Source organism: Agrobacterium sp. FDAARGOS_525 (assembly GCF_003938925.1).
In the GTDB taxonomy this organism is placed as follows: Bacteria; Pseudomonadota; Alphaproteobacteria; order Rhizobiales; family Rhizobiaceae; genus Agrobacterium; species Agrobacterium pusense.
This window is the reverse complement of the sequence record NZ_RKIU01000004.1, coordinates 1,586,052-1,612,039: the sequence shown is the minus strand read 5'-3', so window position 1 is coordinate 1,612,039 and position 25,988 is coordinate 1,586,052. Positions and strand designations below refer to the sequence as shown.

24 protein-coding genes are annotated in these 25,988 nt (G+C 59.4%); 14 read left to right on the top strand and 10 right to left on the bottom strand.

Going from position 1 to position 25,988, the window contains the following annotated elements; translation table 11 throughout:
• Positions 1-30 precede the first annotated feature (30 nt).
• The 4 genes from EGT36_RS23870 to EGT36_RS23855 all read left to right on the top strand — a co-directional run bounded on the left by EGT36_RS23870 (position 31) and on the right by EGT36_RS23855 (position 5,770).
• Positions 31-2,289 (top strand): polysaccharide biosynthesis tyrosine autokinase, encoded by a 2,259-nt coding sequence (locus EGT36_RS23870; RefSeq protein ID WP_125271190.1) that lies wholly within the window; start codon positions 31-33, stop codon positions 2,287-2,289.
• Positions 2,282-2,959: a hypothetical protein gene (locus tag EGT36_RS23865; RefSeq protein WP_125271189.1), complete on the top strand. Its 678-nt coding sequence runs from the start codon at positions 2,282-2,284 to the stop codon at positions 2,957-2,959. Before EGT36_RS23870 ends, EGT36_RS23865 begins: the two co-directional genes overlap by 8 nt.
• Before the next feature lie 73 nt (positions 2,960-3,032).
• The gene (locus EGT36_RS23860) at positions 3,033-4,562 is read left to right on the top strand and encodes an O-antigen ligase family protein (RefSeq protein ID WP_125271188.1); all 1,530 of its coding nucleotides are present in this window, start codon (positions 3,033-3,035) and stop codon (positions 4,560-4,562) included.
• A 2-nt stretch (positions 4,563-4,564) separates the two neighbouring features.
• The gene (locus EGT36_RS23855; RefSeq protein ID WP_125271187.1) at positions 4,565-5,770 is read left to right on the top strand and encodes a glycosyltransferase family 4 protein; all 1,206 of its coding nucleotides are present in this window, start codon (positions 4,565-4,567) and stop codon (positions 5,768-5,770) included.
• Here EGT36_RS23855 and EGT36_RS23850 read toward each other — a convergent pair whose 3' ends face one another.
• The 3 genes from EGT36_RS23850 to EGT36_RS30830 are packed head-to-tail and all read right to left on the bottom strand — an operon-like array spanning position 5,771 to position 8,239.
• On the bottom strand, positions 5,771-6,865 hold the full coding sequence (locus EGT36_RS23850) for a glycosyltransferase family 4 protein (protein WP_125271186.1): 1,095 nt from the start codon (positions 6,863-6,865) through the stop codon (positions 5,771-5,773). It lies immediately after the preceding gene.
• Between the two features lie 55 nt (positions 6,866-6,920).
• Positions 6,921-8,069, bottom strand: coding sequence for a glycosyltransferase family 4 protein (locus EGT36_RS23845; RefSeq protein WP_125271185.1), 1,149 nt, complete (start codon positions 8,067-8,069; stop codon positions 6,921-6,923).
• Positions 8,066-8,239 (bottom strand): hypothetical protein, encoded by a 174-nt coding sequence (locus EGT36_RS30830; RefSeq protein WP_156510768.1) that lies wholly within the window; start codon positions 8,237-8,239, stop codon positions 8,066-8,068. The genes EGT36_RS23845 and EGT36_RS30830 overlap by 4 nt, the downstream gene beginning before the upstream one ends.
• Before the next feature lie 247 nt (positions 8,240-8,486).
• Between EGT36_RS30830 and EGT36_RS23840 the strand changes: the two genes are divergently transcribed.
• Both EGT36_RS23840 and EGT36_RS30660 read left to right on the top strand, forming a co-directional pair.
• On the top strand, positions 8,487-9,824 hold the full coding sequence (locus EGT36_RS23840) for an SGNH/GDSL hydrolase family protein (protein ID WP_125271184.1): 1,338 nt from the start codon (positions 8,487-8,489) through the stop codon (positions 9,822-9,824).
• Between the two features lie 126 nt (positions 9,825-9,950).
• Positions 9,951-11,336 carry an O-antigen ligase family protein gene (locus tag EGT36_RS30660; RefSeq protein WP_146617398.1) on the top strand — a complete coding sequence of 462 codons (1,386 nt, stop codon included), beginning with the start codon at positions 9,951-9,953 and terminating at the stop codon, positions 11,334-11,336.
• Between the two features lie 29 nt (positions 11,337-11,365).
• On the opposite strand, the gene greA is transcribed toward EGT36_RS30660, so the two are convergent.
• Positions 11,366-11,848 (bottom strand): transcription elongation factor GreA, encoded by a 483-nt coding sequence (gene greA / locus EGT36_RS23830; RefSeq protein ID WP_004445578.1) that lies wholly within the window; start codon positions 11,846-11,848, stop codon positions 11,366-11,368.
• Between the two features lie 272 nt (positions 11,849-12,120).
• On the opposite strand from greA, the gene eglC reads away from it, so the two are divergent.
• Positions 12,121-13,518, top strand: a complete 1,398-nt coding sequence (eglC, locus tag EGT36_RS23825; protein ID WP_034497169.1) for an endo-1,3-1,4-beta-glycanase EglC — start codon at positions 12,121-12,123, stop codon at positions 13,516-13,518.
• 79 nt (positions 13,519-13,597) lie between these two features.
• On the opposite strand, the gene EGT36_RS23820 is transcribed toward eglC, so the two are convergent.
• From EGT36_RS23820 to EGT36_RS23810, 3 genes are all read right to left on the bottom strand, one after another.
• Entirely contained in the window at positions 13,598-14,512 is a 915-nt protein-coding gene (locus EGT36_RS23820) for a TIM barrel protein (RefSeq protein ID WP_172965708.1), read from the bottom strand.
• A 398-nt stretch (positions 14,513-14,910) separates the two neighbouring features.
• Entirely contained in the window at positions 14,911-15,249 is a 339-nt protein-coding gene (locus EGT36_RS23815; RefSeq protein ID WP_125271183.1) for a hypothetical protein, read from the bottom strand.
• Positions 15,250-15,383: 134 nt separating this feature from the next.
• On the bottom strand, positions 15,384-15,875 hold the full coding sequence (locus EGT36_RS23810; protein ID WP_072493201.1) for a hypothetical protein: 492 nt from the start codon (positions 15,873-15,875) through the stop codon (positions 15,384-15,386).
• Positions 15,876-16,007: 132 nt separating this feature from the next.
• On the opposite strand from EGT36_RS23810, the gene EGT36_RS23805 reads away from it, so the two are divergent.
• The 7 genes from EGT36_RS23805 to EGT36_RS23775 all read left to right on the top strand — a co-directional run bounded on the left by EGT36_RS23805 (position 16,008) and on the right by EGT36_RS23775 (position 22,407).
• On the top strand, positions 16,008-17,990 hold the full coding sequence (locus EGT36_RS23805; protein ID WP_172965707.1) for a BTAD domain-containing putative transcriptional regulator: 1,983 nt from the start codon (positions 16,008-16,010) through the stop codon (positions 17,988-17,990).
• Positions 17,991-17,998: 8 nt separating this feature from the next.
• The gene (locus EGT36_RS23800; RefSeq protein ID WP_125271181.1) at positions 17,999-18,427 is read left to right on the top strand and encodes a hypothetical protein; all 429 of its coding nucleotides are present in this window, start codon (positions 17,999-18,001) and stop codon (positions 18,425-18,427) included.
• A gap of 37 nt (positions 18,428-18,464) precedes the next feature.
• The gene (locus EGT36_RS23795; RefSeq protein ID WP_125271180.1) at positions 18,465-19,664 is read left to right on the top strand and encodes a YcaO-like family protein; all 1,200 of its coding nucleotides are present in this window, start codon (positions 18,465-18,467) and stop codon (positions 19,662-19,664) included.
• A complete protein-coding gene (locus EGT36_RS23790; protein WP_125271179.1) occupies positions 19,661-20,377 on the top strand; it encodes a TfuA-like protein in 717 nt (238 codons plus the stop codon). Before EGT36_RS23795 ends, EGT36_RS23790 begins: the two co-directional genes overlap by 4 nt.
• Complete coding sequence (locus EGT36_RS23785) at positions 20,367-21,503, top strand: hypothetical protein (RefSeq protein ID WP_125271178.1); 1,137 nt, start codon at positions 20,367-20,369, stop codon at positions 21,501-21,503. Before EGT36_RS23790 ends, EGT36_RS23785 begins: the two co-directional genes overlap by 11 nt.
• 139 nt (positions 21,504-21,642) lie before the next feature.
• Positions 21,643-22,080, top strand: a complete 438-nt coding sequence (locus tag EGT36_RS23780) for a helix-turn-helix domain-containing protein (RefSeq protein ID WP_006697702.1) — start codon at positions 21,643-21,645, stop codon at positions 22,078-22,080.
• Between the two features lie 93 nt (positions 22,081-22,173).
• Positions 22,174-22,407, top strand: a complete 234-nt coding sequence (locus EGT36_RS23775; protein WP_004445594.1) for a hypothetical protein — start codon at positions 22,174-22,176, stop codon at positions 22,405-22,407.
• A gap of 241 nt (positions 22,408-22,648) precedes the next feature.
• Here EGT36_RS23775 and EGT36_RS23770 read toward each other — a convergent pair whose 3' ends face one another.
• The 3 genes from EGT36_RS23770 to xylF all read right to left on the bottom strand — a co-directional run bounded on the left by EGT36_RS23770 (position 22,649) and on the right by xylF (position 25,883).
• The gene (locus EGT36_RS23770) at positions 22,649-23,431 is read right to left on the bottom strand and encodes an ATP-binding cassette domain-containing protein (RefSeq protein ID WP_004445595.1); all 783 of its coding nucleotides are present in this window, start codon (positions 23,429-23,431) and stop codon (positions 22,649-22,651) included.
• A gap of 18 nt (positions 23,432-23,449) precedes the next feature.
• Positions 23,450-24,763, bottom strand: coding sequence for a sugar ABC transporter permease (locus tag EGT36_RS23765; protein WP_004445596.1), 1,314 nt, complete (start codon positions 24,761-24,763; stop codon positions 23,450-23,452).
• A 79-nt stretch (positions 24,764-24,842) separates the two neighbouring features.
• The gene (gene xylF / locus EGT36_RS23760) at positions 24,843-25,883 is read right to left on the bottom strand and encodes a D-xylose ABC transporter substrate-binding protein (RefSeq protein ID WP_004445598.1); all 1,041 of its coding nucleotides are present in this window, start codon (positions 25,881-25,883) and stop codon (positions 24,843-24,845) included.
• Positions 25,884-25,988 lie beyond the last annotated feature (105 nt).

Below are 25,988 nucleotides of genomic sequence, written 5' to 3'. Positions count from 1 at the left end.
CAGTTGTTGCAAAGGCACGATCCACTGACGATGGCCGATTTCGATAAAAACGGCTTTACGGCTGACTTTATCGATATAGATGCCGCACTTGCGACGGTTCGCCGTCAGTGGCGCATCGTGCTGGCGGCCGTCGCCGTTGCCGGGGCAATCGGCCTTGCTTTCGCAGCCACAGCCGTTCCGATCTATTCGGCTACTGCAACCCTTTTGATAGACCGCAACAACAGCCAGGTTGTCGAACAGCTTTCGACGATCGGGGGCGTGATCGAGGACGAGGCGTCCATTCTCAGCCAGGTCGAGGTGCTGCAATCGGAAACCATCGGCCTCGCCGTGGTCGACAGCCTCAACCTGACGGAAAACCAGGAATTCAGGGCGACACGCGCCTCGTTCCTAAGCTCCGTGCTGAGCACCATCCGCTCACTTGTCAACGTATCGCAATGGTTCGCGCCGGCGACAAAAGAGGCGGTAGTGGATGACGGAACCCTGAAAAGGGGTCTTTCGGACCGGTTGCTGCAGGGTCTCAGCGTCAAGCGTATCGGCCGGACCTATGCGCTGGAACTCACCTATAATTCGACGTCGCCGGTCCTTGCAGCGCAGATCGTCAATGCGGTCGCCGCAGCCTATCTGGTGGACAAGCTGAACTCCAAATATGAGGCAACGAGGCGGGCGAGCGACTGGCTGTCCGATCGCATTGCCGAACTGCGCCAGAGGGCGCTCGACACCGACCTCGCCGTCCAGAAATTCCGTGCTGAGCATAACCTGATCTCGACCGGCAATAACGGGCTGCTTTCCGACCAGCAGCTGGCGGAGTCGAACAGCGCGCTTATCCTGGCGCAATCGGAAACCGCCAGGGCGCGGGCAAGAGTGCAACGTATCGAACACATCCTCGCTACCGACGATGTCGATGCGGTCGTGACGGATATTCTCGACAGTTCGGTCGCAAACGACCTGCGGAAGAAATACCTCGAATCCTCGAAGGTCGAAGCCGAGATCACCGGTCGGCTGGGCGCCAACCATGTGCAGGCGGTGCGTCTGCGCAACGAGATGCAGGAATATCGCAGGCTGATGTTCCAGGAAATCAGCCGTATCGCGCAAAGTTATAAGAGCGATCTGGAAGTTTCCGAAGCAAGGGAGAAATCCCTGGCCGAAACCGTCGCCAAGGCCACCAATATCAGCAACTCCGCCGGCGAGACGCAGGTTCAGCTTCGCGAATTGCAGCGCGAGGCGGAAACCTACAAGAACATGTATCAGACATTCCTGCAGCGTTATCAGGAGGCCATGCAGCAGCAGTCCTTCCCGGTGACGGAAGCGCGCGTAATCTCCAAGGCCGTACCGCCGAGAACGCCGAGCAAGCCGAACAAGGCGCTCATTCTGGCGCTGTTCATGATCATGGGTGCGGCCGCGGGCGGCGGCGTCGCCATGTTCCGCGAATTCCGCGATCGCTTTTTTCGCACGGGGGAGCAGGTCCGCGACGTGCTTGGCCTGGAATTTCTGGGCAATACACCGCTTGTGCCGAACAAGCTGGCCGCAGACACGGAACCGAGAGGGCAAGATGGCGGCCCAACCGTCACGCGCCCTTCCGGCGTTGCCCGTTATGCCGTAGACCACCCGCTCTCCTCCTTCGCCGAAACACTGCGCAGCACGCGGCTGGCGATCGATCTCGGCATAGCGGCAAAAAACGGCGCCAGGGTCGTCGGCGTCGTCTCCGCCCTGCCGAGTGAGGGAAAATCGACAATTTCCATCAATCTCGCACAGCTTCTGGCCGCACAGGGCGCAAGGGTGCTGCTGCTCGATGCGGATATTCGCAACCCGGGCGCCACCCGCGCCCTTGCCCGCCACGCGACAGCAGGCCTGCTTGAAGTGCTGCTGGAATGTCGCTCCATCCGCGATGCGCTTGTGCATGATGAAAAGACTCGGCTTGCTTTCCTGCCCACGGTCGTCAAGCAGCGTGTCCCGCACTCCTCGGAACTCCTGACTTCCGCGCAGATGCACCGCCTGCTGGCCGAGGCAAGCGGGGCCTTCGATTACATCATCGTCGACCTGCCGCCACTTGGCCCCGTTGTTGATGCGCGGGCGATGGCCGGCCGGATCGACGGCTTCGTTTTCGTCACGGAATGGGGCAAAACCGCACGGCGGGCGGTTCGCAACACCATCGAAAACGAAGTTCAAATCCGCAAGAAATGTCTGGGCGTCATTCTCAACAAGGTCGACACGGAGAAGCTCAAGCTTTACCGGGCTTACGGTTCAAGCGAATATTATCATTCCCGCTACACGCGATATTATCATGACTAGGACTGCTGGCGTGCCGAGCCTGCGCAGGGTCCTGACGGTCACGCCGGTATTGATCGTTTCGCTATTTGTGTTGTTGCTCGCGGCCCAGGCTTTTTCCGAAACACGACGGTTTTCCGATATCATCGCTTTGGCGCGCATTGCCGACGAGGACAATGGTCTCTCTCCCGATCTGCTGACGAAAACCGTCGAGGGTCTGCAGCCCGTCATTGCCGAAAAAATCTGCCGTTCGGATATCATCAAGGCCGGGATGCGGCTCGTGCTTGCCGATATCGACGCCCATGCCGGGGATGCATCGCCAGAAGCGGATGCCATGCGCCTCGGTTTTGCCGAAACCTATATGCGCCACGCCCTGTCGTGTCTTCCCGCCAATGGCGATGTCTGGCTGCGCCTCGCCATGGTTCGCTCGTTGCGCAACGCCTCTGCCATGGAAATCGCCGTGCTGACGAATTTCTCCCAGCTTTATGGCCCCGCCGATGCCAATCTGATCCGCGGGCGCTTCGTCATCTGGCAACAATTTACCAAAGGCGCCCTACCGCAGGCTGAGGCGGCCCGTGAAGCCGACACCGCGATCGTCTGCGGCAGGCAGGGCGAAATATTGCGATGGTCGTTGAGGCATGTCTGCTCCCAGGAGCTTCGGACCAGCATGCAAAGCGCCAAACCACGGCCCTGAGATACACGGAAGCGCCAAGTCCTTTCTTTAGTTCATTGTCACCACAACAAGCAGATCTCAAAAGCCGAACATCATGCAGACCCTCGACGCTCGACCGGAATTGCTGTCATCCTCGCCGCCCCGGCCGGCATTTGTTCTGCATCGCGCCCGGGCAATCGTCACGATCGCTTTCTGGACCATATTCCTGCTTGCCTTGCTCAATCGCGGCGCAACCGACATCGAAAGCCGGATCGTCATCACATTCGCCGCCTATCTGCTGCTCCTTGCCGCCCTGCCTCTCTTCGGCCCGCCCCAGCCCGCCATAGGGAAGGCGCTGGCAGCGGCCTGTCTTCTGCTCGGCGTACTGATGCTTCAGGTCTTGCTTCAGACATCCGCCAGGCAGGGCATACTGTCGTCCAACCCCGCCTGGTCCGCCGCCGCGATGTTTACGCAGGTGGCGCCCGCAGCCACGATCTCGCTCACGCCGGCAGATGATTGGCTGGGCCTGCTGAGCGCCGCCTTGCCCTTTGGCGCCTTCATGACCGGGCTCGTGATCTTTAATACGGACGAGCGTGCGGCAAAAGCGCTGCGATGCTTTGCAATCGCCGGCGGCTGGCTGTCGCTGGGCGCGATCCTGCAATTTCTCCTGTTTCCCGATATGCTCGGCCTTATTCAAAAGCGTTTTTATCTCGGCAGCCTGACGGGGCTCTTTGTCAACCGCAATACGGCGGCGACTTTCTTCGGGCTTATCCTGCTCACGCTTGTGGTGCTGCTGAATAACAAGCTGGCGGCTCCGGATTGGGGAAGGGTGAGAGCGCTTGTGGCAAACCGCCTGACGGTGCCGGGCGATCAAAAACGCCTCATCCGCCACGCCGCCTTCATCGGCCTTCTGACCGGGTTCTGTTTCATCGCCCTGATGCTGACGGGATCACGCGCGGGCATCATGTCCAGTTTCGCGGCGCTGCTTTTGCTCATCCTTCTCATCGTTTTCAACTCACCCGGGCCCGGCCGGAATGTCGCGCCCTCACGGCGCAGAAGGCGCGGCTCCAGACGACGCGCAGCAATCCTGCTCGCCATCGCCATCGGCCTCTTCGCCCTTTTTGCAAATCGTGTGGCGCTGCGTATGGAAACACGCCTCGAAGACGACATGCGCTTCTGCTATATGCCCGGTATTGCACGCGCGATAACGGATAACTGGCCCCTGGGCGCGGGGCTGGCCAGCTTTTCAGAAACCTACGCTCCCTATCATTCCGCGCAATGCGGCGTCGATGCCGTCGTCACCCATGCCCATAATGTGTATGCCGAGGGCTTGCTGACCCTCGGAGCCGCTTTCCCGTTTTATGCGGCATTTTTCCTGTTCGGCCAGTTGCTTATTTTCATTCGCGGGGCCCGCAGGCGCAAAACTTATCGTTATGCCTCGCATCTCGGCCTCGCCGGGCTGCTGCTGGTGGCGCTGCACTCGTCCCTCGATTTTTCACTGCAAGTGCCGGGCTTCGCCATGGCTTACGCCGTTTTCCTCGCACCCATCGTCACCCTTTGCCTGCACCCACCAGGAGCAGATCGGCGCAGACAAACTTCGGCCAATGCCGCTTCCTCCGTCTCGGCCGCCGGCACAGGAATTTAAACATGCGTATCTTGCAGGTGACATCACTGTTTTCTCCCGACCGTGTGGGAGGCGCGGAGATATTCGTCGAAGACCTTGCCCGGGGTTTGGCCGGGAAAGGACATACAATCGCGGTTGCCGCCATTTCCCGGGAGCGCAAGACCGCAGAATTGCGAGACGGTTTCGCCATTCATCGGCTTGGACATACGACGCCCTTTTTCATTGGGGATTGGGAGCGGCAAGCAGAATGGAAACGCAAATATTACAAGGTCGCCGTCCAGATCGATCCCCGGCTGGTGCAGCGGCTGGCGCGCGTCATTGAGGATTTTCGCCCGGATGTGATCAATACCCATTCCCTCTCGGAACTGACGCCGCTGATCTGGCCGATGATTGGCAGACGCGGTATTCCGCTTGTGCACTCCCTGCATGATTTCACCAGCATGTGCACCAATGGCTCCCTGTTTCACGAAGGGCATATCTGCGATGGCAGGAGCAAAAAATGCCGGGCCTTCTCCTGTCTGCACCGGCGCTGCCAAGGCGCGGTGGATGCTGTCACCGGCGTTGGCAGCGACATTCTGAAACGCCATCTGGAGGCCGGTTTTTTCACGCACGTTCCTGAAAATCGCCGCGCGATAATCTGGAACGCCATCGCACAACCAGAATCGTTGAACCCCCGCAAGGCCCGTGTTGCAGGAGAACCGCTGGTTTTCGGTTATCTCGGACGTATCGAAGAACCCAAGGGCGCCGATCTCCTTATCGGGGCCATGCGGCTCCTGCCCCCGCAAGGTTGGCGAATGACCATGGCCGGTCGAGCGCCCGGCGGCATCGAAACCTATAAGCGAAAGGCATCAGGCCTGCCCGTCGACTTTCCCGGATATGTCGAGGCCGACAGTTTTTTTGCTGGCATAGATTGCCTCGTCGTGCCGCCTTTGTGGCCGGAGGCTTTCGGCAGAACGGTAGCGGAGGCCATTTTGCGCGGCGTCCCTGTCATTGGAGCCAATCTCGCCGGAGTTGCCGAACAGATTGGTCGCGACAGGCCGGACCGCCTTTTTGCGCCAGGTAATGCCAACGAACTTGCCGCCCGTATGATCGAGGCCATGAAAAATCCTGCCGTTCTCACAGAGTTGGCGCAAACCAGAGAGCGGATTTCTCAAGGCGTCGCGCCGGAACGGGTGATTTCCGCGTATGAAAAACTTTATGCTGATCTGCGGCGGCCGATCACGGCATAGTCAGGCCGTCTCGTGGAAAAGCTGCGCATATGTCTCCGCCGCCTTTTCCCAGGAATAAAGGCTGCGGTTTTCGTAACCCGCCTGGCGCAGCGTCTCCGCAAGCGCCGGCTCGCGAAAGAGCCGCTCCAGAGTTGCGACGAGACTATCGGTGTCCGAGGGATCGAAGGTCAGCGCGCCCATACCGGCAATTTCTGGTGTCGCAGAACGATTGGAGCAGACGACCGGGCATCCCAGTTGCTGCGCCTCCAGCACCGGCAGGCAGAAGCCCTCATACGTGGAAGGCGCGCAAAGGCAGGCTGCATGACGATAAAGTTCCGCCAGTTCCCGGTCATCTATGCTTGAAAGCCGGATAAGCCGGGCCTTCAATCCCGGATCGTCAAGCGTGTTGGCGATTTCTTCCGCCTCGTCGCGGCCCACATGGACAATACGCAGGTCCGGCATCGTCGGGCCCAATCGCGCAAAAGCCTTGCCCAGAAGTGCAAAATTCTTGTTCGAGGTCGCGTTTCCGACCGCCAGTATGTAACGCCCCGCGATCGGCGGCGGCGCAGCCGTGGCCCCTGCATCCAGCTTCAATGTGCTGTCGGAATGAATGGTCACGCTCTTGCGGGCAGCCCCGGGATAAAAACGCGCAAGATCCATTCGCGTCGCGTCGGATACACACGCGATCCGGTGCGAACCGGCCAGCATGAGGCGAAAAATGAAATCGGTGGTCAAGGCCGCCCGCCAGCCAATCTGTTCAGGTATGGTCTTGAAATAGAGATCGTGAACAAGGGTGATTCGACGCCTGCCGCCCAGCGGGCTGCCAAAAGGATCGGCATTAAAAAGCACGTCAATGCCTTCCCGGCGGCAAAGCACCGGCAGCGTCATGGCCTGCCGCAGCACGTCAAGCACCATGATGTGCGGCCGAGCCGTCTCTATCAGCCGCAGGCGGCTGTCGCGCAATTCCGCGGGCAATTGCGCCCGCGTCCAGGGCGAGCGCAGGATATAATCATCATCAGTCTGCTCTAGAAGCCGCTCCAGCAGGCTGAAGGTTACGCGGGCAACGCCGGAAGCTTTCCCGCCATACTGGCTCGGCATGTTCACGAGAATGCGCATTCCAACCTTCCACCCGTTTGGGATTGCCGCCTGTGAGCGGTCGCAGACCGCAGCGTCACGCTACTTCAGACAAAAGCGCGGAGATCGTCCTGCAGGTTTCCTCGAGCGAAAAACGCCGCATCACATCTTCCCGCCCCTTCTTCCCCAGTTTTTCAGCCAACGTCGGGTCCGTCAGGATGCGGCCCAGCGCCGCGGCCAGTGCCGGCGCATCCGCAGGCGGCACAAGCAGGCCGGTTTCACCATCACGGATGATCTCGGTGACCCCACCGCCGCGGGTGGCGACAACCGGTCTTCCGCACATCATGGCCTCCACCACCACACGACCAAACGGTTCGGCAACAACTGAGGTATGGGCAACCGCGTCCATCGCCGCCATCAACTCCGTTACATCCGGGCGAAAACCGAGAAATCGGACACGGGAATCAAGACCGAGACTGGATGCCAGCGTGCGGATGCGGCCTTCGTAAGCCTCCTGCCCAAAAAGCGCGCTGCCGACGATCACGGCCTGGACCCCCTCCATTGCAGCAATCGCCTCAAGGAAAACATGCTGCCCCTTCCATTCGCTCAACCGGCCGAACAATCCGATCAGTGGCTGAGGGCCAAGGCCGAGCTCCCTGCGCAATTGCTGCGCTCTTGCGGGGTCATAAACTGACGCTTTGGCTGGGTCGAAACCGTTATAGACGACGCGGACCTTGTCCTGCTCGCCTCCCGCCTTCACAAAAGCCCTGCCCGTCTCTTGCGAATTGACGGCGACCAGCCTGGCGAAAAGACGCGAGAATGTCAGCGAAGCGCGGCGGTTTGCGGCGCTGAAGGCGGGGTCGGTGACGATATCATGCAGGATCCAGATCAACGGCCGACGACTGAGCTTCGCCGCCAACGCGCAGACAAAAAGCGCCTTTTGCGAATTGGCGCAGATCACGTCATGGTTTTTTGCCTGACGGCTGAGCTGCCAGGCAACGGCCAAAACATCGACGGCCCCTCGCAGCATCGCACCAAACGACGAATCCCGCCGGATCGACAGCATTTTTTCTCCCGCAGACAGCAGAAGAGGCGGCCTGCCGCATTCCGCCAGATCGTCTGCTGCCCCACCGCCACTGAGGAAGCAGGCTCGCCAGGAGCGCGGCCCGGCCTTGACGATATCCGCCAGAAAAAGTTCGGCACCGCCCTTTTCCCCCGTGTGGCTGACGAAAAGCGCCGATGTCATGCCTTGAGCTCCACGGCATGCAGGCACCAGGGATAGCACCACTCCGTCTTGCGGGCATCACCGGGGTCGGGGTCAGAACGACCGCCCCCTCCGTCAGTGGCGGCGGGATATTCGGCGGAGACAGCAATTGAGAAATAACAATACTTGATCGCGCGGAAAAAAAGTGACATTCAAACCTTCGTGTGGACCAAAAATCCGACCCAGATAAAATAAAAAATCTATTTTATTTATATGCTTTAGTTGAAATCGAAGAAAATTCGTGACGTGCAGTTTTATTGCGATTCAGCGTCCGGCTCCCTGTGTTTTTCCCCGGGCCTCACCGCGAGGTTATTCTCAAGGGGCAGACAAGGAGACCGAAATGATGCTGCTCGAAGACAAGATATGCATATATATGACCGGAACGGAAGAGGTGCCGGCATGATCGGCGTATCGCTCGGCATTTCCCAACAAAACCGCACGGCGATGGCGGGATCAGTCGATGCGTTCTCCCCCCTGCGGGCCCGTCTTGTTGCGGGCAAGAACGCCACGATCTTTGTGAATGGCGACAGCACCGCCCACGCGGACGACGGGCCATTCCAGCAATTCGCCATCATGCTTGGCGGCCTGCATGATATCAAGGTCGTGCTTTACCGCTGGGCGGAATGGCAGACCCATGCCGCGACGGGTCCCAAGGCCTATGCTGACCCAGTTATACTGCGCGCCGGCACGGGCGCGACGCTGACTGTCTATCTTGCCACACTGCCGGTTGGCAGGCCGGGCTACATGCTTGCCGAACAGCGCATGGCAGCGCTGCAAATTCCACGCCCCGACCTTTGCATTATGCATCACGGATATAATATGCAGAGCTTCGAAACGCCCGGTGGCATCCGAAGCCCCGGAAGGGCTGCCCTGCTTGGGCCGCTGGGCATGACCGAATGGCATTGGCCGGGCGCTGCACAGCTCATCACCACCCAAAACCCCTGGAAGGATGGAACGGGCTACGACAAGGTCTATCACACCATACTGGACGTCGTCCGGGCGCACCCGAACCTGACGCTGGTGGACACCCATGCGGCATTTATCGCAAACGGCAAGGACGCCACGCTTTACAACGACAATATTCATCCCAGCAGCACAGGTTCGGCGCTCATCGCCAGAACCTTGTTCGCCGCCTATCTGGCGTCAGCGCCGAATAGCGGCTTCGAAACCCCCTGCTGGCCAAAACTATCCGCCACCAACCTGATCGCCAACGGCGATTTCACCGAATGGTCCGGGCCCGCTCCTTCAGGCTGGTCCCTTGCAGAGTCAGCCTCCGCCACCAAAAGCACGGAGGTCACCTTCTCCCCCTCTTTTGCCTATAGCCTCGCGTTGCGAGCGAATGGCAGCGAGTTCAGCGGGCTTTTCCATTATTTCCGCAACGAAGAAGCGGCCGCGATGATCGGCAAGACTCTCTCCTTTGCGGTGCTCTATAAGAACAGCGCAGGACAACGCAGCCCGTTCGTGGAGTTGGTTGCAAAAAGTGGCGGCGACCTCAGGACGATTATTTGCGCCGCCTTGCAATTTGGAGGCTCGGGCATTCTGGACGATAGCGGATGGATGTGGGCCACAGCTAACGGAATTACGGTGGATGCCGATGTCGATCCAAACGAATACAGTCTTTATCTGCGAATCCTTCCGGCCTTTGGCTATAGTGTCCCGACGTCCAATGCACCGCTTTACCTTCAAAGGATAATTGCGGTGGAAGGAGATTTGCCGAAAGGTAATCTCACCGGCTGAAGAATAAAGGAAAGGACTTGCACGCCGACGTCATCAGGATCACTATCCAACGCCTCACCACATGGTCGCGGCGCCCAACAACCTCAGGACAATTTCATTGTCTGCAGCGAAGAATAAAGGCCGCGAATGACAAGTCATGCAAATAACGGGGCTGCTTATCGATCATCGATACCAGGTTTCGTCGTGGCGATGCCGTTTTATCCTTCCAAAATCATCGGTGTGCCTGGCGTGATCCTGGCGTTCTTCGTTTTTTCCATTGGCTTTTTTATTCAATGCAACATCGTGACGAGCAATATCGGACTGCGCTTCCTGAACATTAGCGACATGCTGGTTTTGGTAACGCTTCCTGTTATCGCCATTCTCTATATTCGCTGCCTCACCCCCTCAATCATTCTTCTCTATCTCGTTCCGCTGACCGTTTTTTTTCTACTTTCTACTTTCTTCGCGGATGATCGTGGCGAAGGCGAATTTTATACGACAGCGCTGACATATTTTTACGCGATCTATTTCCTCTTTTTCGCCTATATGCTTTTCAAGGAGAACCTTCTCGAATTATTCTCTTGGGGCATGTTCATCGGTTTCATCGCGGTGACAATCCTGTTGTTCCTGGATATCGTCATTCATGACAGGCTCGCCTCGCTTGGCCTATCCTTCATGTTCGATGAGGCGTCGGTGCTGGAGTCCGCGGCTCGAGGTGAAATAAGCCCGCTATTATTACGTTTGGAGAAGGCGGGGGGAATATGGCCGGTGGGCAATACGGCCGGACCGGCTTTCGCTCTAGCCGGTGCGGCAGCCGCTCATCTTGCGGAGCGCTACAAGCGCCCAATGCTCTTTGCTATATTTATACTGGTATATTTGGCCAGCTTCACGCTGACGCTCAATCGATCGGGCCTATTTGCCGTAATCGCGATCGGACTCTATTTTTATTTTAGAAATTTTTCGATACGAATGCTGTTCAGCACGTATTTCGGTTTCGCTCTATCTGCGCTCGTCATCGCTGCCGTTTTGCCCTTCGGAATTCTCGATTTCGCAGAACAGGCGTTCTCGAAACGCTTTGTGGAGGACAGCCACAGTACCGACAACGTGCAGGAACGATGGACAACCATCGCAGGCGGCTTCCAAGTGATGCTCGATCACCCTTTCGGCGTCGGTTTCACGGCACGAATTCAGGAGCTTACGCAGGTCGCGGGTATCGGCACGCCGCATAACGGCTTTCTGGCTACTGCCTACGCCTCCGGCATCCCGTTTTGCCTTCTAGCTGCCTTCGCACTCGTCTATACGATCCTTCGGAAACGCAAAGTCGGTTTTTTCGCCTATTCCGCGATAGCGGTCATTATCGGTTACCAATTTGAAGAACTGAATTTTAATCCCGTCTTCATGGCGCATGTGGGACTAGCACTGGCATACGCCTCTATCGACCTCGATTTCAGGTTTTTCCTGAAGAACGCCATGATGCGGCTGACGGCAATGGCCAGCGGTGGAGGCAGCTCGGCAGTGCCATTTTCCCGGTGATAATGTTGGTGCCAATGCCAAGGAGCCGGTCACGAAATGTCGACAATTTCAATCTCCCTGTCAGCCAACCCGACAAAGTCTCCGACCGCTCTTCCCATCAAGGCCCGAGCCACCGGAGAAACATAGGACATCGATCCCCTGGCGGGATTGGCCTCATCCTCGCCAACGATCCGCAACCGCTGCGTGCGGCCATCGTCGCGGCGGAAGGTTACCAGATTGCCGAATGCCACAACGGCATTTGTGGGCGGATCTGGCATCACCTGAGCCGTACGGACTCGCTCCGCAAAATAACGCATGTCTCGCAATGGGCCGGCGGAAGCGCGCCGCCTTTCATTTACATCCTCGATCGCGCCAGCGGCTTCACAGGCTTCACGGGCCAATTGTAACTGCCCTTCCAGAGCTTTCAGCCCTGTCTTGGTCACCAGATTGGGATGAGGTGAAATCACCCGATCCGGCAGAACCGTTTCGGCTGCGGTCTCCGCACTGTCTTCCTTGGTAAAGGCTACACTCAATCCTGCAACTCCATTGCGACGGGATGCTGACAACAACCGCTAACCCGGAGCGATTTTGCCACTACCGGCAGCAACGCAGCAAGAGCACAAATCCAAGAAACGATCTTTCGATGTCGATCGAACAGGAACAAGCCAACTCTCTGCGTAACATCTCCCGTCCGTCCGGAACGGAACATACCCCTCATTTCTGGCCCTAACAGGAAGCTTTTCGCGCTGTTAGGCTGTTGTTCAGGAGGAGGGAGGAAGCGACGCAAACGGACAGGAGAAGGCTTATGGCCAGAACAGTTGTGAATGCGCTTGGAGACACACTCTACTATAGCGGCAGTTCCACCGGATTTTTCTCCGCCACGGGCTCCGGCCCGCTTCTTGCCGGTACGGCCGGCAATGATTCCATGTGGGGTGACAGTTCCGTCAATGTGACAATGGCGGGCGGCACCGGGGACGATATTTATTATCTTTATTCCAGCATCAATCGCGCCGTCGAAAATGCCGGAGAGGGTATCGATACGATCGACACCTGGATGAGCTATACACTTCCCGAAAATTTTGAAAACTTGCGGGTCACCGGCGATGGCCGTTATGCCTTCGGCAATTCGCTCGACAATATCATCACCGGCGGATCTGGCAGCCAGACGATTGACGGCGGTGCCGGCAATGATGTGCTGATTGGCGGCGGCGGTGCGGATACGTTCGTATTCACGAGCGGCAATGGCACCGATCTCATCATGGATTTCAGCGCCAATGACACGATCCGCCTCAATGGCTACGGCATTACCTCCTTCGAGCAGCTTGCAAGCAATGCCACGCAGCAGGGCAATGATCTGTGGCTGAATTTCTCGAATGGCGAAGCCGTCGTTTTGGCCGGAACGACCATAGACGATATCCAGCCCGACCAGTTCGAGCTCAGCCTCGACCGGTCATCCCTGACACAAACCTTTGCAGACGAGTTTGATACGCTGTCACTGCGCAACGGCGATCAGGGAACCTGGGATGCCAAATATTGGTGGGCACCGGAGAAGGGCAGTTCCCTGACGACGAATGGCGAGGCGCAGTGGTACATCAACCCGGCATATACCGGTACGTCGGAGGTAGACCCGTTCAGCGTCAGAAACGGCGTCCTGACCATCACGGCTGCCGAGACCCCGCAATCGATCGCCGACGAGGTCGAGGGATATGATTACACCTCCGGGATGCTGAACACCTATTCCTCCTTCAGCCAGACCTATGGATATTTTGAAATTCGCGCCGATATGCCGACCGATCGCGGTGCCTGGCCGGCCTTCTGGCTTCTGCCGGAAGACGGGTCGTGGCCGCCGGAACTGGACGTCATCGAAATGCGCGGCCAAAATCCCAATACGCTCATCATGTCCACACATTCGAATGCGACCGGCGAACAGACTTCTGTCATCAACAATGTCAGCGTGCCGAGCACGGAGGGGTTTCACACATACGGCGTGTTGTGGGATGCCGAACACATCACCTGGTATTTCGATGATGTCGCCGTTGCGCAAACGGATACGCCTGACGATATGCATGATCCGATGTACATGGTCGTCAATCTTGCCGTCGGCGGCATGGCGGGAACACCCTCGGCAGGTGATTTCAGCGACGGTTCGCAAATGATGATCGACTACATCAGGGCCTATTCGCTCTCCGACTGGGCAGCGTGAACAGAATTCCGGCAGCCGCGTCCGCAACTGCCGGTATCTCCGGCGTCGGCCGATCGCGGCCGCGCGCAATTCGGTTCCCTTACTCTGCTGCGAGCAGTGTCCGTTCGGCGTTAAGCGTCATCAGACGCCGCGCCGTTTCGAGGCTTGCGGGCTGCTCGGCCCGATAGCGACGGCCGATTTCCATCATCAGAACGGTGTCAGGCAGGAAGGTCAGTTCGGAGAAGATGCTCTCCCATTCGATGTCGCCCCAGCCGAGCGGCATATGCAGATCGCCGATGCCGAGCGCTGTGTTTTCCTGCGGAAAATAGGGCTGGTAGAAACCCTGCGGCCGGCCGAAGGAATCGTGGACATGGAGATGACCGGCGACCGGCGCCATCGCACGAAGCTGTTCACGGAAGTCCAGGCCACGATAAGTGGATTCGAGATATGCATGGCTGAAGTCGATCAGCGCCACGACATTGTCGTGGCCGACAGCCTTAACGGTCGCTGCCACCTCAGCCGGTGTCTGGCGGTATTGGCCGGGTTCGGTGGTGAAGATATTTTCGAGCGCAATCCGCACACGATAGGGCCGGCAGAATTCTGCGAGTTCGAAAAGCGCGTCGCGTTCACGATGATCGGCCTCTGCCCGCTCGGCGATCTGGTCAGCGCGCAGCGCGCCGCCATGCTGGACAAGAATACCCGCACCGATGCGGTCACAGAGAACGGCAAGCGCCTTCGCGGCATCGATCTGGTAGCGGCAGGTCACCGGATCCATGAAGTTGGATGAAACCAGGCCGTGCACCGTGTAACGGAAATCGAACTGCCTTGCGAGCGACACGAGACGGTCCGCGCGCTCCTCGATGATGCGGCCGCCGGCAATCACGTCGAGGCTGGTGGCGGCGATTTCGACGGTGTCGCAGCCAATATCGGCAAGGGCACGCAAATCGTTTTCAAGCGTGGCGAACTCGCCATCGTCCGAGCCGGCGTTAAAACCGGTACCAATAAGATTGCTCACTTCGTCATCTCCAGAGCTAAAAAAGTCATGCGAATTCGCGCGACCGCGCAGCGCGTCATGCCGCACCGAAAGATCAGGCCGGCCAGCACAGACATGGTCTGTCTCGGCCGAAGCGACGTGATAAGAAAAGTCCGTGCCCGCCGGCGAGGCCAACGGGTGGACCGTGGTGATGCGTCTCCATCGAGACCGATCACTCAATTAAGTTTGTTCATTTACAGCTTTATGACATTCCGCTGAGCGAAGTCCGCAAATCGACGTGGCGGAAGCGGCGCTACAGGGCTGCGGAGGAGCCGGACTGGATATCCACTCAGTTTCGGGGGTGCGACACTCTCCAAGTTCCGATGCCCGAATTAGTGGCGGACGATATCGGCTGTTGAAGCCCGTTTGGGCAGGAGGAGTCAACCGAGATTACGCACCATGAAATAGATCAGCAGACAATGTCCAATCGCAAGCACTGCCCATGCCCATTTCGCGACCCTGATATCGGCGTCGACGACCATGTTGCTGATTTCCGCCCGGCGTCCCGCTTCTTCTGCCTCGCGCACTTCCGGCGGGCGCGGCGGGAACGCCAGCCCGGCTTCCGCCTCTTCCACGACATGAAGCCTGTCTTTATGAGCTTGCGGACGTGGTTCCCCCTCGGCGCGCTCCGTCGAAAACGCACGGCTGTCGGAAGCGCTATTCACCGCCAGAAGCTGCGATGACACCCGCCTGTTACGCACGTTACCTTGATTGGGCATCATAATTTTCCACACAATAAAAATAAAAATATGCACCGGTATTCCCCGACCAAGCCTGAGCTCTGCCAGGTGAATCTACCGAACCCCCTCTGCCCGCGCGCCGCGTTCTCCCCTGAACGCGAAGCACCCCGCAATCAGCGCGCCGCGCCCGCGGGAAAATTCCGCCCGCCCGGGTGAGGTTTCGCCTCCCGCTGGATCAGGAAAACTGATTTCTCCACCGGCAGCGGCTCCACCGTCCGGTAACGCTGAAAACGTCTGGAATATTCGAACCGGATGAGCCTGTCGTCGAATTTACCCGCCAGAACGCGATAGCCGTTGACCACCTCGTTCAGGATTTCCAGTTCCTCTCCCCACAGCCAGCCGCCATAGAAAGTGCCTTCGTTCGAACGCAGCACGATCTCGAAGAAGTGTCCGCCCGCCACGGCAGGCATGCGGAAGAGAATGTCGAGATTGTCCTCATCCTGATCATCGCATTTTTCCGCCGACAGCCTTGCATGCGCGACCTTCGCGTGAACCAGCGCCGAGACCGGATAAAACGGGCGGCCCTTGAACCACATGAATTCACTAACCGCGTATCCGACGTCATCGGCGCGCTGGTAAGGCTCAATACGCGGCTCGAATGCCATGTAGCTTCCGTTGAACGCTATCACTTTCGATGATCCCCGATACCTGTCGCCTGCCGGTTCCGCCCGTCATTCACGCTTCCGTTTGCGACAATAGGCAGGCGGCGTCACACCAGCGTCAAATCGAATGCTATGATGACTTTCAATTTCCCGGGCACGTTGTTAGATGGTGATTCAAGGGGGACGAAAGTGGCTGGGAACGATGAACTGATAGCGATCCGGCTTTTTGGCACCCCGCGCTGTGAAGCGGTGCGGGAGGCATTTTTTCCGTCCAAGGGTTTTGCCCTCACGGCCGCCCTGATCCTTGCTCCCAACCAGTCCCTGTCGCGCCAGCACCTCGCATCGCTGCTGTGGGAAGATGTCGAGCAAAAAAGGGCCCTCGGCAATTTGCGGCAGCTCATTCTGCGCCTTCAGAAACTCTTCGGCGACGACGAGGCCATTCTGCTGACGGAAGGGAATGATCTGAAGGCCGGAAAGCTGGCGCAGCGCACCGACCTCGCGCTTTTTCTCGCCGATGCGAGAGCCGAAGACCCGATGCGGCGGCTGAAGGCCCTTCTGGAGTTCGGCGGCGACCTTCTGGAGGGACTGGATGCCGGCCAGGACCATCTCTACCTCTGGCTGCTTTCAGAGCGTCGCCGTCTCAAGGACCTGTTTTTTTCGAGCTACACGCAGCTTCTTGAGGAGCTGACCCGCTTCGGTCGCGCCAGCTCGAATGATATCGCCAGACTTTCCGAGCGCGCGCGCAATATCGAGCCGGAGCGCGAAGAAACCTATCGTGCCGCCATGGCCTCCTATGCGCGGATCGGCAATATCAGCGGTTGCGAGAGCATGTACCAGCTGTTGCTGGAACAGCTCCGCCAGGAGGGACGCCCGCCGGAAGCCGAAACCGTCGCGCTGAGGCGGCGAATACAAAGCCTCACCGCGACAATCGCGACCCCCGCCGAGCCGGAGGAAAGCAGTCGCCGGCAATCGCTGGCAAAACCGCGCGTGGCTTTCTGCCGGCCGGCGCGGGTGGACGGGCTATCCGTTTCACCGGTGATGCAGGCCTTTGTCGAAGACGTCGCAAACAGCCTTGTGCGGTATCGGACCTTCACCGTCCTTTCACCGCACAGTACCTTCGCGCTCTCGCATGACCGGGCGGATGACGGATATGCCATGTTGCGGGCCGATTATCGCATCACGTCGACAGTTTTTGACGATGCCCGCATGTCCGTGGCGCTGATCGAGGAAACGACCGGTGAAATCGTCTGGTCGCTGGAGGCGGTGCTGACCGAAAGGCACATCCACGCTGCCTTCCGGCTGCTGTCCAAACAGGTGGCTGCTGCGCTTGCGCGGGAGATCGAGCGGCTTCAGGTGGAACCCGACCGCAACCACAGTGGCGTGGCTTACCGGCAATTGCTGGAGGGCCAGCAGCTTCTGCGCGGCAAATGCGACCTGCCGCTCCTGCGCAGGGCCCGCTCGATGTTCCGCAAGGCTGTCGATCTCGATCACGGAATGGCGGTCGCCCGCGCCCGCGTTGCGCAAAGTCTGCAACTGGAGTGGCTGATGCTGGGCGGTAATGACCCTCACCTGCTGCACCGCGCCAAGGCCGAGGCTGACGCCTCTGTGGAGATTGATCCGGCCCTCGGCGTCGGCCACTGGATGTGCGCGGTGGTGGCGCTTTATCAGCGGGATTTCGACATGTCCGCCGAGAAATTCTTCGAGGCGGAAGCGCTCGCCCCAAACTCAGCCGACCTGCTTCTCCAGCATGCCGATGCGCTCGCCCATTTCGGTGAGGCGGAAGTCGCGTGGGAAAAATTTCAGCAGGCCATCGACCTCAACCCGCTCGCCCCCGATATTTACTGGTGGGCTGGCGCCAGCATCGCATTCAAGCGCGAGGATTATGGGGCCGCGGTGGAACTCTGCGGTCGCATGGAAGACGATGAGCCCGCGCTGCGAGTTCTGACCGCAAGTCACGCGCTCCACGGTGATCTGGCCGCCGCCCGGGAAGCCGGCAGCAGACTTCAGGAAAACTATCCGGGCATGACGGCAAGGGAGATCAGCAGCCTGTCTCCGGACCGCGACCCGGTAGCAAACGAAAAATTTTATCAAGCGCTTCGTTTAGCCGGGATCAAATAGGAGAGAATATGTCGTCGCATTTCTTTATCTTCGGGAAAAAGGGTTTTGGCGTTCTGTTCATTCGCACCACGCCGGTCAGAGTTGCTTCGGTATCGCACGAAACGATCACCGCCTATGAGGCGAGCCACCCCGGCGTGGATGGTTACGCCCGCGTGGCTGCAGCAGCCAAGGCCATGCTTGTCCGCCAGGACGGCCAACCTGAAGCCGAGCTGGACCAGGTTCAGATTCAAGGCATCGAGGCGCTTGTCTCAGGCGGCGCCGTCGTGTCCGAAGCCGATTTCGCCTTTATCGGTGAAGTGGTCGATGCCGGCTGGGATTTCAACCGCATGGTGCTGACGCCGATCGAAGCGGCACTGAAGGCAGTCGGGCCCGCGGGTTCGATCACCGGCGAATTGTTCGACGCGATCCTTGCCGACGACCCGAACGCCGCGCCCTGACGGCGATTGTGAAGCCTTGACCACTCAAGGTCCTTCCATGTCAGCGACAACGGACAAAGGTGATGCAGACGCTTCCATCTTCGATCCCGAACTGCTCCGGCGGTTCGGGATTACCCGTGTCGGCGACGTGACCGGCCTCGATATTGTCGGCATACCCGTCTGGTTTGCGGTTCGCCCCAATTCGCGCGGTTTATCGGTGTCACAGGGCAAGGGACTGGTTCCGGCGCAGGCGAGGCTCTCTGCCGTGATGGAGGCGATCGAAGGCGCGGTTGCCGAGGATACCCGCAGACACACGGCCGCATTCGGCTCAATCCAGGATATGCGCGACAGGGGTTTTCCCCTTATCCCCTTCGAGAGCGTTGGCAGGGTCGATATGGACATGCTCAACCCCCAGCGTGAACGCGCGTGGGTGAAGGGAACATCGGTTCGTCGGCAGCAGGAGATCTACGCTCCCTATGAGCTGATCGGCATGGATTTTCGAGCGGATTTCCCCTGGGACCGGCAAGCCTTCCTCATGAGTTCGCAGGGCCTCGCAGCCGGTTTCAATCATGACCACGCCGTCCTCCATGCCCTGCAGGAATTGATCGAAAACGACGCCTGCTTTCTCGTTGACGCTTTCGAAACCCGCGCCGTCAGCCCCAGACCGATCCTGTTGCCAGCGGGCGTCGAAACATCATTCGACAGGCTTGTCCGGCATCTTTCGGACCTCGGTCTGCCGCCTTCCTTCTTTGACATGACAAATGCGCTCGGCGTGCCGGTGGTGATGGCAAGCCTGCCGCGGTCGCTTCATGCGCAGGATGGGCCGGCGACCCGCAGCGCTGCCGGGGCGGCCTGCCGTCCCGACGTTTACGACGCCGCGCTTGCTGCGCTACTGGAGGCGGTCCAGTCGCGGTTGACGGATATTAGTGGTGCCCGCGACGATCTCTCCCCGCTTCGTTATCGGCGTGACGGGGTTGCTTCCAAGCCCGTGGCCCCCGGGGCAAATCAGGCAGAACAGGCGCCGGGCAGTCTCGACTTATCGCGTTTCGAAACCTCTTTGCCGCCATGGCGCCAGCTTGCGGAACACCTTTTTGCGCGTGGCATCGACGATGTCCATGTTTTTACGCTGGAAACGGGCCTTTCCGGGCTGCACGTCGTGCGCGTCCTGGCAAGCGGGCTGGCCCCGCTCAGCCGCGGAATGCAACGCCTATCGCAACGAACGCTCGAGGGTTTTCTGAAGGCCGGGGGGACGACATGAGACCGGTGGTTTTTGCGGGCCCATCCATCCACGGCATTGCCGGCCAGTTCGCCGGCCTCGATCTTCGCGGCCCGGCGGCATGCGGCGATATTCTCGATGCGGTCCGTCAAGGCATCAAGGTCATTGGGCTGATCGATGGGCTTTATGGCGATTGCGCCGCCGTCTGGCACAAGGAAATCCTTTACGCGCTTTCATCAGGCGTCACCGTTTGCGGTGCCGCCAGCATGGGCGCGCTGCGCGCGGCGGAATGCGCCGCCTTTGGCATGATCGGCATTGGTCACGTCTTCGAAGACTATCTGGATGGACGGCGTTTTTCCGATGCCGATGTGGCCGTGAACCACGCCCCAAGAGAGCTCGGTTACAGCCCGCTCACTGTCGCGCTGGTTGACGCAGAAGCAACGCTCGCGGCATGCGGAACCTCCTTCGGGCTCGCAGAGCGGAACGCCCTGTTGCATGCCGCCCGCTCTCTGCATTTCACCCGCAGAACCTGGCGCTCTGTCACCACGGAGGCCGGTCTCGAAGCCGAGGCGGCAAATCTTCTCGCCGCTCATGCTGTTTCCGTCAAACGAAACGACGCCGCCCTGCTTCTGGCCATGCTGAACGGCGGCGCGTTACCAACCCCGCCACCGCCAGGCTGGAAATTCCAGAATACTCTCTTCTTCCAGCAATTGGCGTCCGGACGGACCGCAGGAGGTCCACGCGGTGACCACTGATCGGCCTTCGCCTCTGATAGCCGATTGCGGCGGCCTCATCGAGACGATCGCGCTCTCGCTGCCCGCCGCCTGGTTTGCCGACGCCGGGATGGGCTTCACCGTTTCACCTCTTGCTCCCATCGGTAACCTGCTTTTGACCCTGCCGCGAAATGTCGCGGTTCTTCTGCTGGTTGATCGTCCGTGCCTTGCAGCCGCGCGGAGCTGGCTCGATCGTCTCGCTGTCACGTGCCAGGTAGACTTGGTGACGCTTGATGAACCCGGCACCGTTCCGCACCCGTGGATACAGGATATGTTCCATGTCCGGCTGCGCGCAGACGCCCTGACACCGGAATTGGTCTCAAGCGGGGAGAGCGCTATAAGCCAGGCGCTTGCAGCCCGTTTAGGCTTCGCGACCGCAATCTCCGATGTCATCTTGCCCGGCGGCAACCAACTTGTCGGCCCGGATTACCGGCTGGTCGGCCACGCCAGCCTGCAGGGCGGCGCAGAAAGCGCGCGAAGCGCGCCGGCCACCCTTTCACGTCGTTGGCTGCGGATCGAGGCTCTTGACGCACGGGCCGTCTTCAGCTTCGGCTATAGGCCGGAAGACCTCGGCGAAACAGTCCAACCCGACCTTTCGCAGACGGGGTCCGGACCGGCAATGGCCGCCAGGAACATCCACCAGTGCGGTTTCCACGTCGATCAGTTCGTTTCGATAACTGGACTTCGGCGCGACGGGCGGCCGCTTCTGCTGGTCGCCGATCCGGAAGCCGGTGACATGCGCTACCCCCGTGCCGCCGAGGAGCTGAAACGGAAGCTGGACGCTTCTGCTCTTTCACTCGCGCGCCAGGGTTTCGCCATCCTGCGAAATCCCGTGCCGGTTTTGCCCACCATCGACACCAACAAATGCCTGCCGAGGCTTTACAACAACGTCCTCCTTGAAAACGTGACGCGCAACGGCGAGACCCAGCCGTTGGTCTGGGTTCCGCATTTCGGCGATCTGGAACTGCTCACGAACTTCGATGCGGAAAATCGGCGCATATGGGAAAGCCTCGGCTTTCGTGCGATCGGCGTTTTGGGATTCAGTCATCTTGCAAGCCGCAACGGGGCGTTGCGCTGCGCTACAAAGGTTATAATGCGGGGCCTCTGACAATCGATTCCAGATGAAAAACCCTGTTCTTTTGGCAATAAAGGTTCATAATACCCGTGGAAATTGTGTTGAATGTATACCTTCGACAATATTAATTGACGATCATCGAATTTAGCCCTCACAGCCGGAGGAATTTGTAATGCAAGCGAAACTACCCAGCCCGATCGATGTGCATGTGGGCGCGCAAATCAGAATGCGCCGCAAGTCGCTCGGCATGAGCCAGAGCGCGCTGGCCGGGCGATTGGGCATCACCTTTCAGCAGGTGCAGAAATACGAAAAAGGCGCCAATCGCGTCGGCGCATCACGCCTGCAGGCCATAGCATCCATCCTCGGTGTGGAGGTCAGCTCGCTATTCGCCAATGCCACGCCCGACGGCGGAGAAGCCAATCCGGCCCTCGGCTCGATCAACGCCATGCAGACATTTGTCGCCTCCAACGAAGGTTTTTCGCTCAACCAGGCCTTTTCGCGCATCAGGAGCGCCGCCGTGCGCAAGAGCATTGTTGCCCTCGTCACATCATTGGCAGCTTCCGAAGCCATTGAAAATGCTGGCACCGCGGAAACCAAAAACGACGATTGACGCAGGTGTGACGCTCGCGTGACGCTCGATGTGGTCGAAAATGAACAACGCGGTTTCACGCGTTCTCATACTGTCGACTGTCGAGAGGGAATCATGGTCACGCCTACCACAGCAGTACTTGAACAGGACGATGCAGACGAGATTCTGGCGCTTGGGCGGATGGTTTCCTACCTATGCCAGCGGTCGAAATCTCTGGAACTCGGCATGTCGACCTATTTCCTGGAAATGGCCTTGTTGTCGCTCGCCCAGGACATCAATCAGCACGGCCTGCCGCTCACAGCCGCGGAGGCGAATGGGGGTGGTTTCGCTCCGGCCGACCTGCATTGAACAGGCGGCCGGCGTAATCTGCAGGATTGAGCGCCTCCATCTCGATCTCCGGTCATGAGGCGTCGGTCCGCTTTTTTCGTGCCGCTCCGGCGCGGCCGGTCCGTCGGTAGCGCTTCCGGTTTTCTGCAAATCCAATGACAAAGGCCCGGCTTACCACCGGGCCTTTGTCATCAACAAGCGCTGCGAAAGGAAGTCCGAAGCCGCTTCGGATTTGCGCGTCTTCGGACGGAATATTCGACAGTCAGGATACGACCGCGCCGGGGCCTGCCACGGCACCCGCAGGCACCTTGCCCAGAATGATCATCCCGAGCACTTCGTCCTTGGTCACATCCTGGGTGCGGGCATGGCCCACCACCTTGCCGTTTTTCATCACGAACACACGATCGGCGAGATCGAAAACGTCGTGAATATCGTGGCTGATGAGAAAGATGCCGATGCCCTGCCGTTTCAGCTCCTTGACGAGATCGCCGACCTGCGCGGTCTCCTGCGGACCGAGCGCCGCCGTCGGTTCGTCCATGATAAGGATGCGGGCGTCAAAGAGAATGGCACGAGCAATGGCAACGGACTGCCGCTGGCCGCCGGACAGCGCCTTTACCGGCTCCTTGAACCGCCGAAAATTCGGGTTGAGACGTCCCATGACCTCACGCGCGGAGGCTTCCATGGCGACATCGTCCAGCGTGCCCCATTTCGTCTTCAGCTCGCGGCCGAGATAAAGATTGGCTGCCGCATCGACATTGTCGGCCACGGCAAGCGTCTGGTAGATGGTCTCGATGCCATATTTCTTGGCGTCACGGGGATTGCGGATATCCGCCTCTTCGCCATTGATGAGGATATCGCCGCTATCGCGCCGATAGGCGCCTGAGAGTATCTTGATCAGGGTCGATTTGCCTGCACCGTTATGGCCGAGAAGGGCGACAACCTCGCCGGGGAAAAGATCGACAGAGGCGTTTTCCACCGCGTGGATGCCGCCGAAGGAAATGGAAATATTGCGCATTTCCACGAGGGGCGTGACTTGGTCCGTCATAGGAGTTCTCCTCGGTTCTTACTTGGCGCGGGCGCGGTAGATGGTGTCGAGCCAGACGGCGACGACCAGAACCACACCGACGACGATGCGCTGGAAGGGCGTATCGATGCCCACCAGCACCATGCCGGATTGCAGCGACTGCATGACGAGCGCGCCGAGCATCGCACCCGCTATGGTTCCGACGCCGCCGGCAAGCGAGGTGCCGCCGATGACGGCTGCCGCGATGGTGTAGAGTTCATCGAGCTCACCCTGGGCATTGGTAGCGGCATTGAGGCGAGCGGTTGAAATCGCCGCGGCGATGGCGCACAGAACCCCCATCAGCGTGAAGATCTTCACGGTGACCCAGCGGGTCTTGATGCCGGCAAGTTCGGCAGCTTCAGGGTTGCCGCCGATGGCGAAGACATACCGTCCGAAACGAAGCCGTGTGGCGATGAAGGTCATGACCGCACCGACGGCGAGCGCCATCAAAACGGGAATGGCGATGCCGTGCGGAATGAACAGGCCGCCATCCGGCCAGGCGATGCCGTTGGCATCGGCATAGTTGCGGGCAATGTTGACCGGCCATGGGTAGCTGTTGACGACGGCCACGAAACCGATGACGACAAGGCATCCGAGCGCAGCCAGAAAATACTCCGCCCAGACGGGCCGTAGCGGAAAGCCGAAACGTCGGCGCTGATGACGTGAATTCAGGATTGCCGCCACAATGGCGACGCAGGCGACGGCCGCGGCTATCCAGCTCCATGTCGCACCGATCGAGCCGCTGGTGCCGCCCCCCATCAGGCGGAAGGTGGAATCCATCGGCGCCACCGTGCGGCCGCTGGTGATGAACCACGTGCCGCCGCGCCAGACGAGCAGGCCACCGAGCGTGACGATGAAGGAGGGTACGTTGAGGAAGGCGATGATGGAGCCCTGCAACATGCCGATCGCGCCGCCGACGAGAATGCCGACCGCAAGCGTGACAATCCATGTGGCCCAATGTTCGAAGCCAAGGATCTGCGGCAGGATTTCCGCCTGCATGACACCCATGATCATACCCGAAAAACCAAGGATGGAACCCACCGAGAGATCGATGTTGCGGGTGACGATGACGAGGACCATGCCGGTTGCCATAACGGCCACGGACGCCGTCTGCACGGAAAGGTTCCAGAGATTTCGCGGCGTCAGGAACAGGCCGCCGGACAGGATATGAAATCCGATCCAGATCAGAAGAAGTGCGCCGACCATACCGAGCAGGCGGGTATCGAGTTCCGTGGCGCTGATGAAGCGCGCAATCGAGCCGGTCTTTTCCGTCTTGGCGGACGCTGTGGAATTGGATTGGGTCATATCGGCCATGAACTGCCGGTGCTCCTCACATCTTAAAGGGCGCCGCGCCATGAACCACGGCGCGGCGCCCGAACCGGGACATATTCGATCAGTCGCAGGCCTTGACGGACCCGGCCTTCACGCCCTGGCAGGCGGTTTCCTTCTTGATCCATCCCGCATCGATAACGACGTTCAGATTGTCCTTGGTGATGGCGATCGGCTTGAGGAACACCGACTGCATCGTCACCTTCTTCGGACCTCCGTCAAAAGCGGTGACGCCCTTGATCTCCGTCATCTTCTTGCCACCGGCCAGTTCCAGCGCGATGCCGGCTGCTTCCTTGCCGAGTTCGCGGCTGTCCTTCCAGACTGAGACGGTCTGTGTGCCGAGCGCGACGCGGTTCAGCGCGGCGAAATCGGCATCCTGCCCGGAAACCGGGACCGACCCCGCCAAGCCCTGCGCCGCGAGCGCGGCGATTGCGCCACCGGCCGTGCCGTCATTCGAGGCGACGACCGCATCGACCTTGTTGTTGTTCTTGGTCAGGAACTGTTCCATGTTCTTCTGGGCATTTTCCGGCTTCCAGCCATCGGTATAGGCTTCGCCGACATTCTTGATCTTGCCGCCGTCAATGGCCGCCTTCAGCACTTCCTGCTGGCCCGCAAAGAGGAAATCCGCGTTCGGATCGGAAGATGAGCCCTTGATGAAAACATAGTTGCCTTCCGGCTTCACCTTGAAGACTTCGGCTGCCTGCAGACGACCGACTTCCTTGTTGTCGAAGGTGATGTAGAAGGCGTTCTTGTTTTCGATCAGACGGTCATAACCGACAACCGGAATACCCTCGGCAACCGCCTTTTCAACAGCCGGGCCGATGGCGTCGCTGTCCTGCGCCAGGATGATCAGCGCGTTGGCGCCCTGGGAAATCAACGATTCCACATCAGTTAGCTGCTTGGCCGCGGATGACTGCGCATCGGCGGAGATATACTTTGCGCCTGCCTTGTCGAGGGCCGCCTTGATGGCCGCCTCATCGGTCTTCCAGCGCTCTTCCTGGAAATTCGACCAGGATACGCCGACGACGAGGTCAGCCGCAATAGCGGCCGTATGCAGGGAAACGAGTACGGCTGTACCCGCCAGAAGCTTGGCGAATGAATTCATGATGTCCTCCCGGTAAGAGCGCTGCCCCACACCTCCATGCGGGGAAAACGCCTGAAAAAGCTGCCGGTCGTTGTGGTTTCACAATTTTCTCGACAGTCGAGAAAA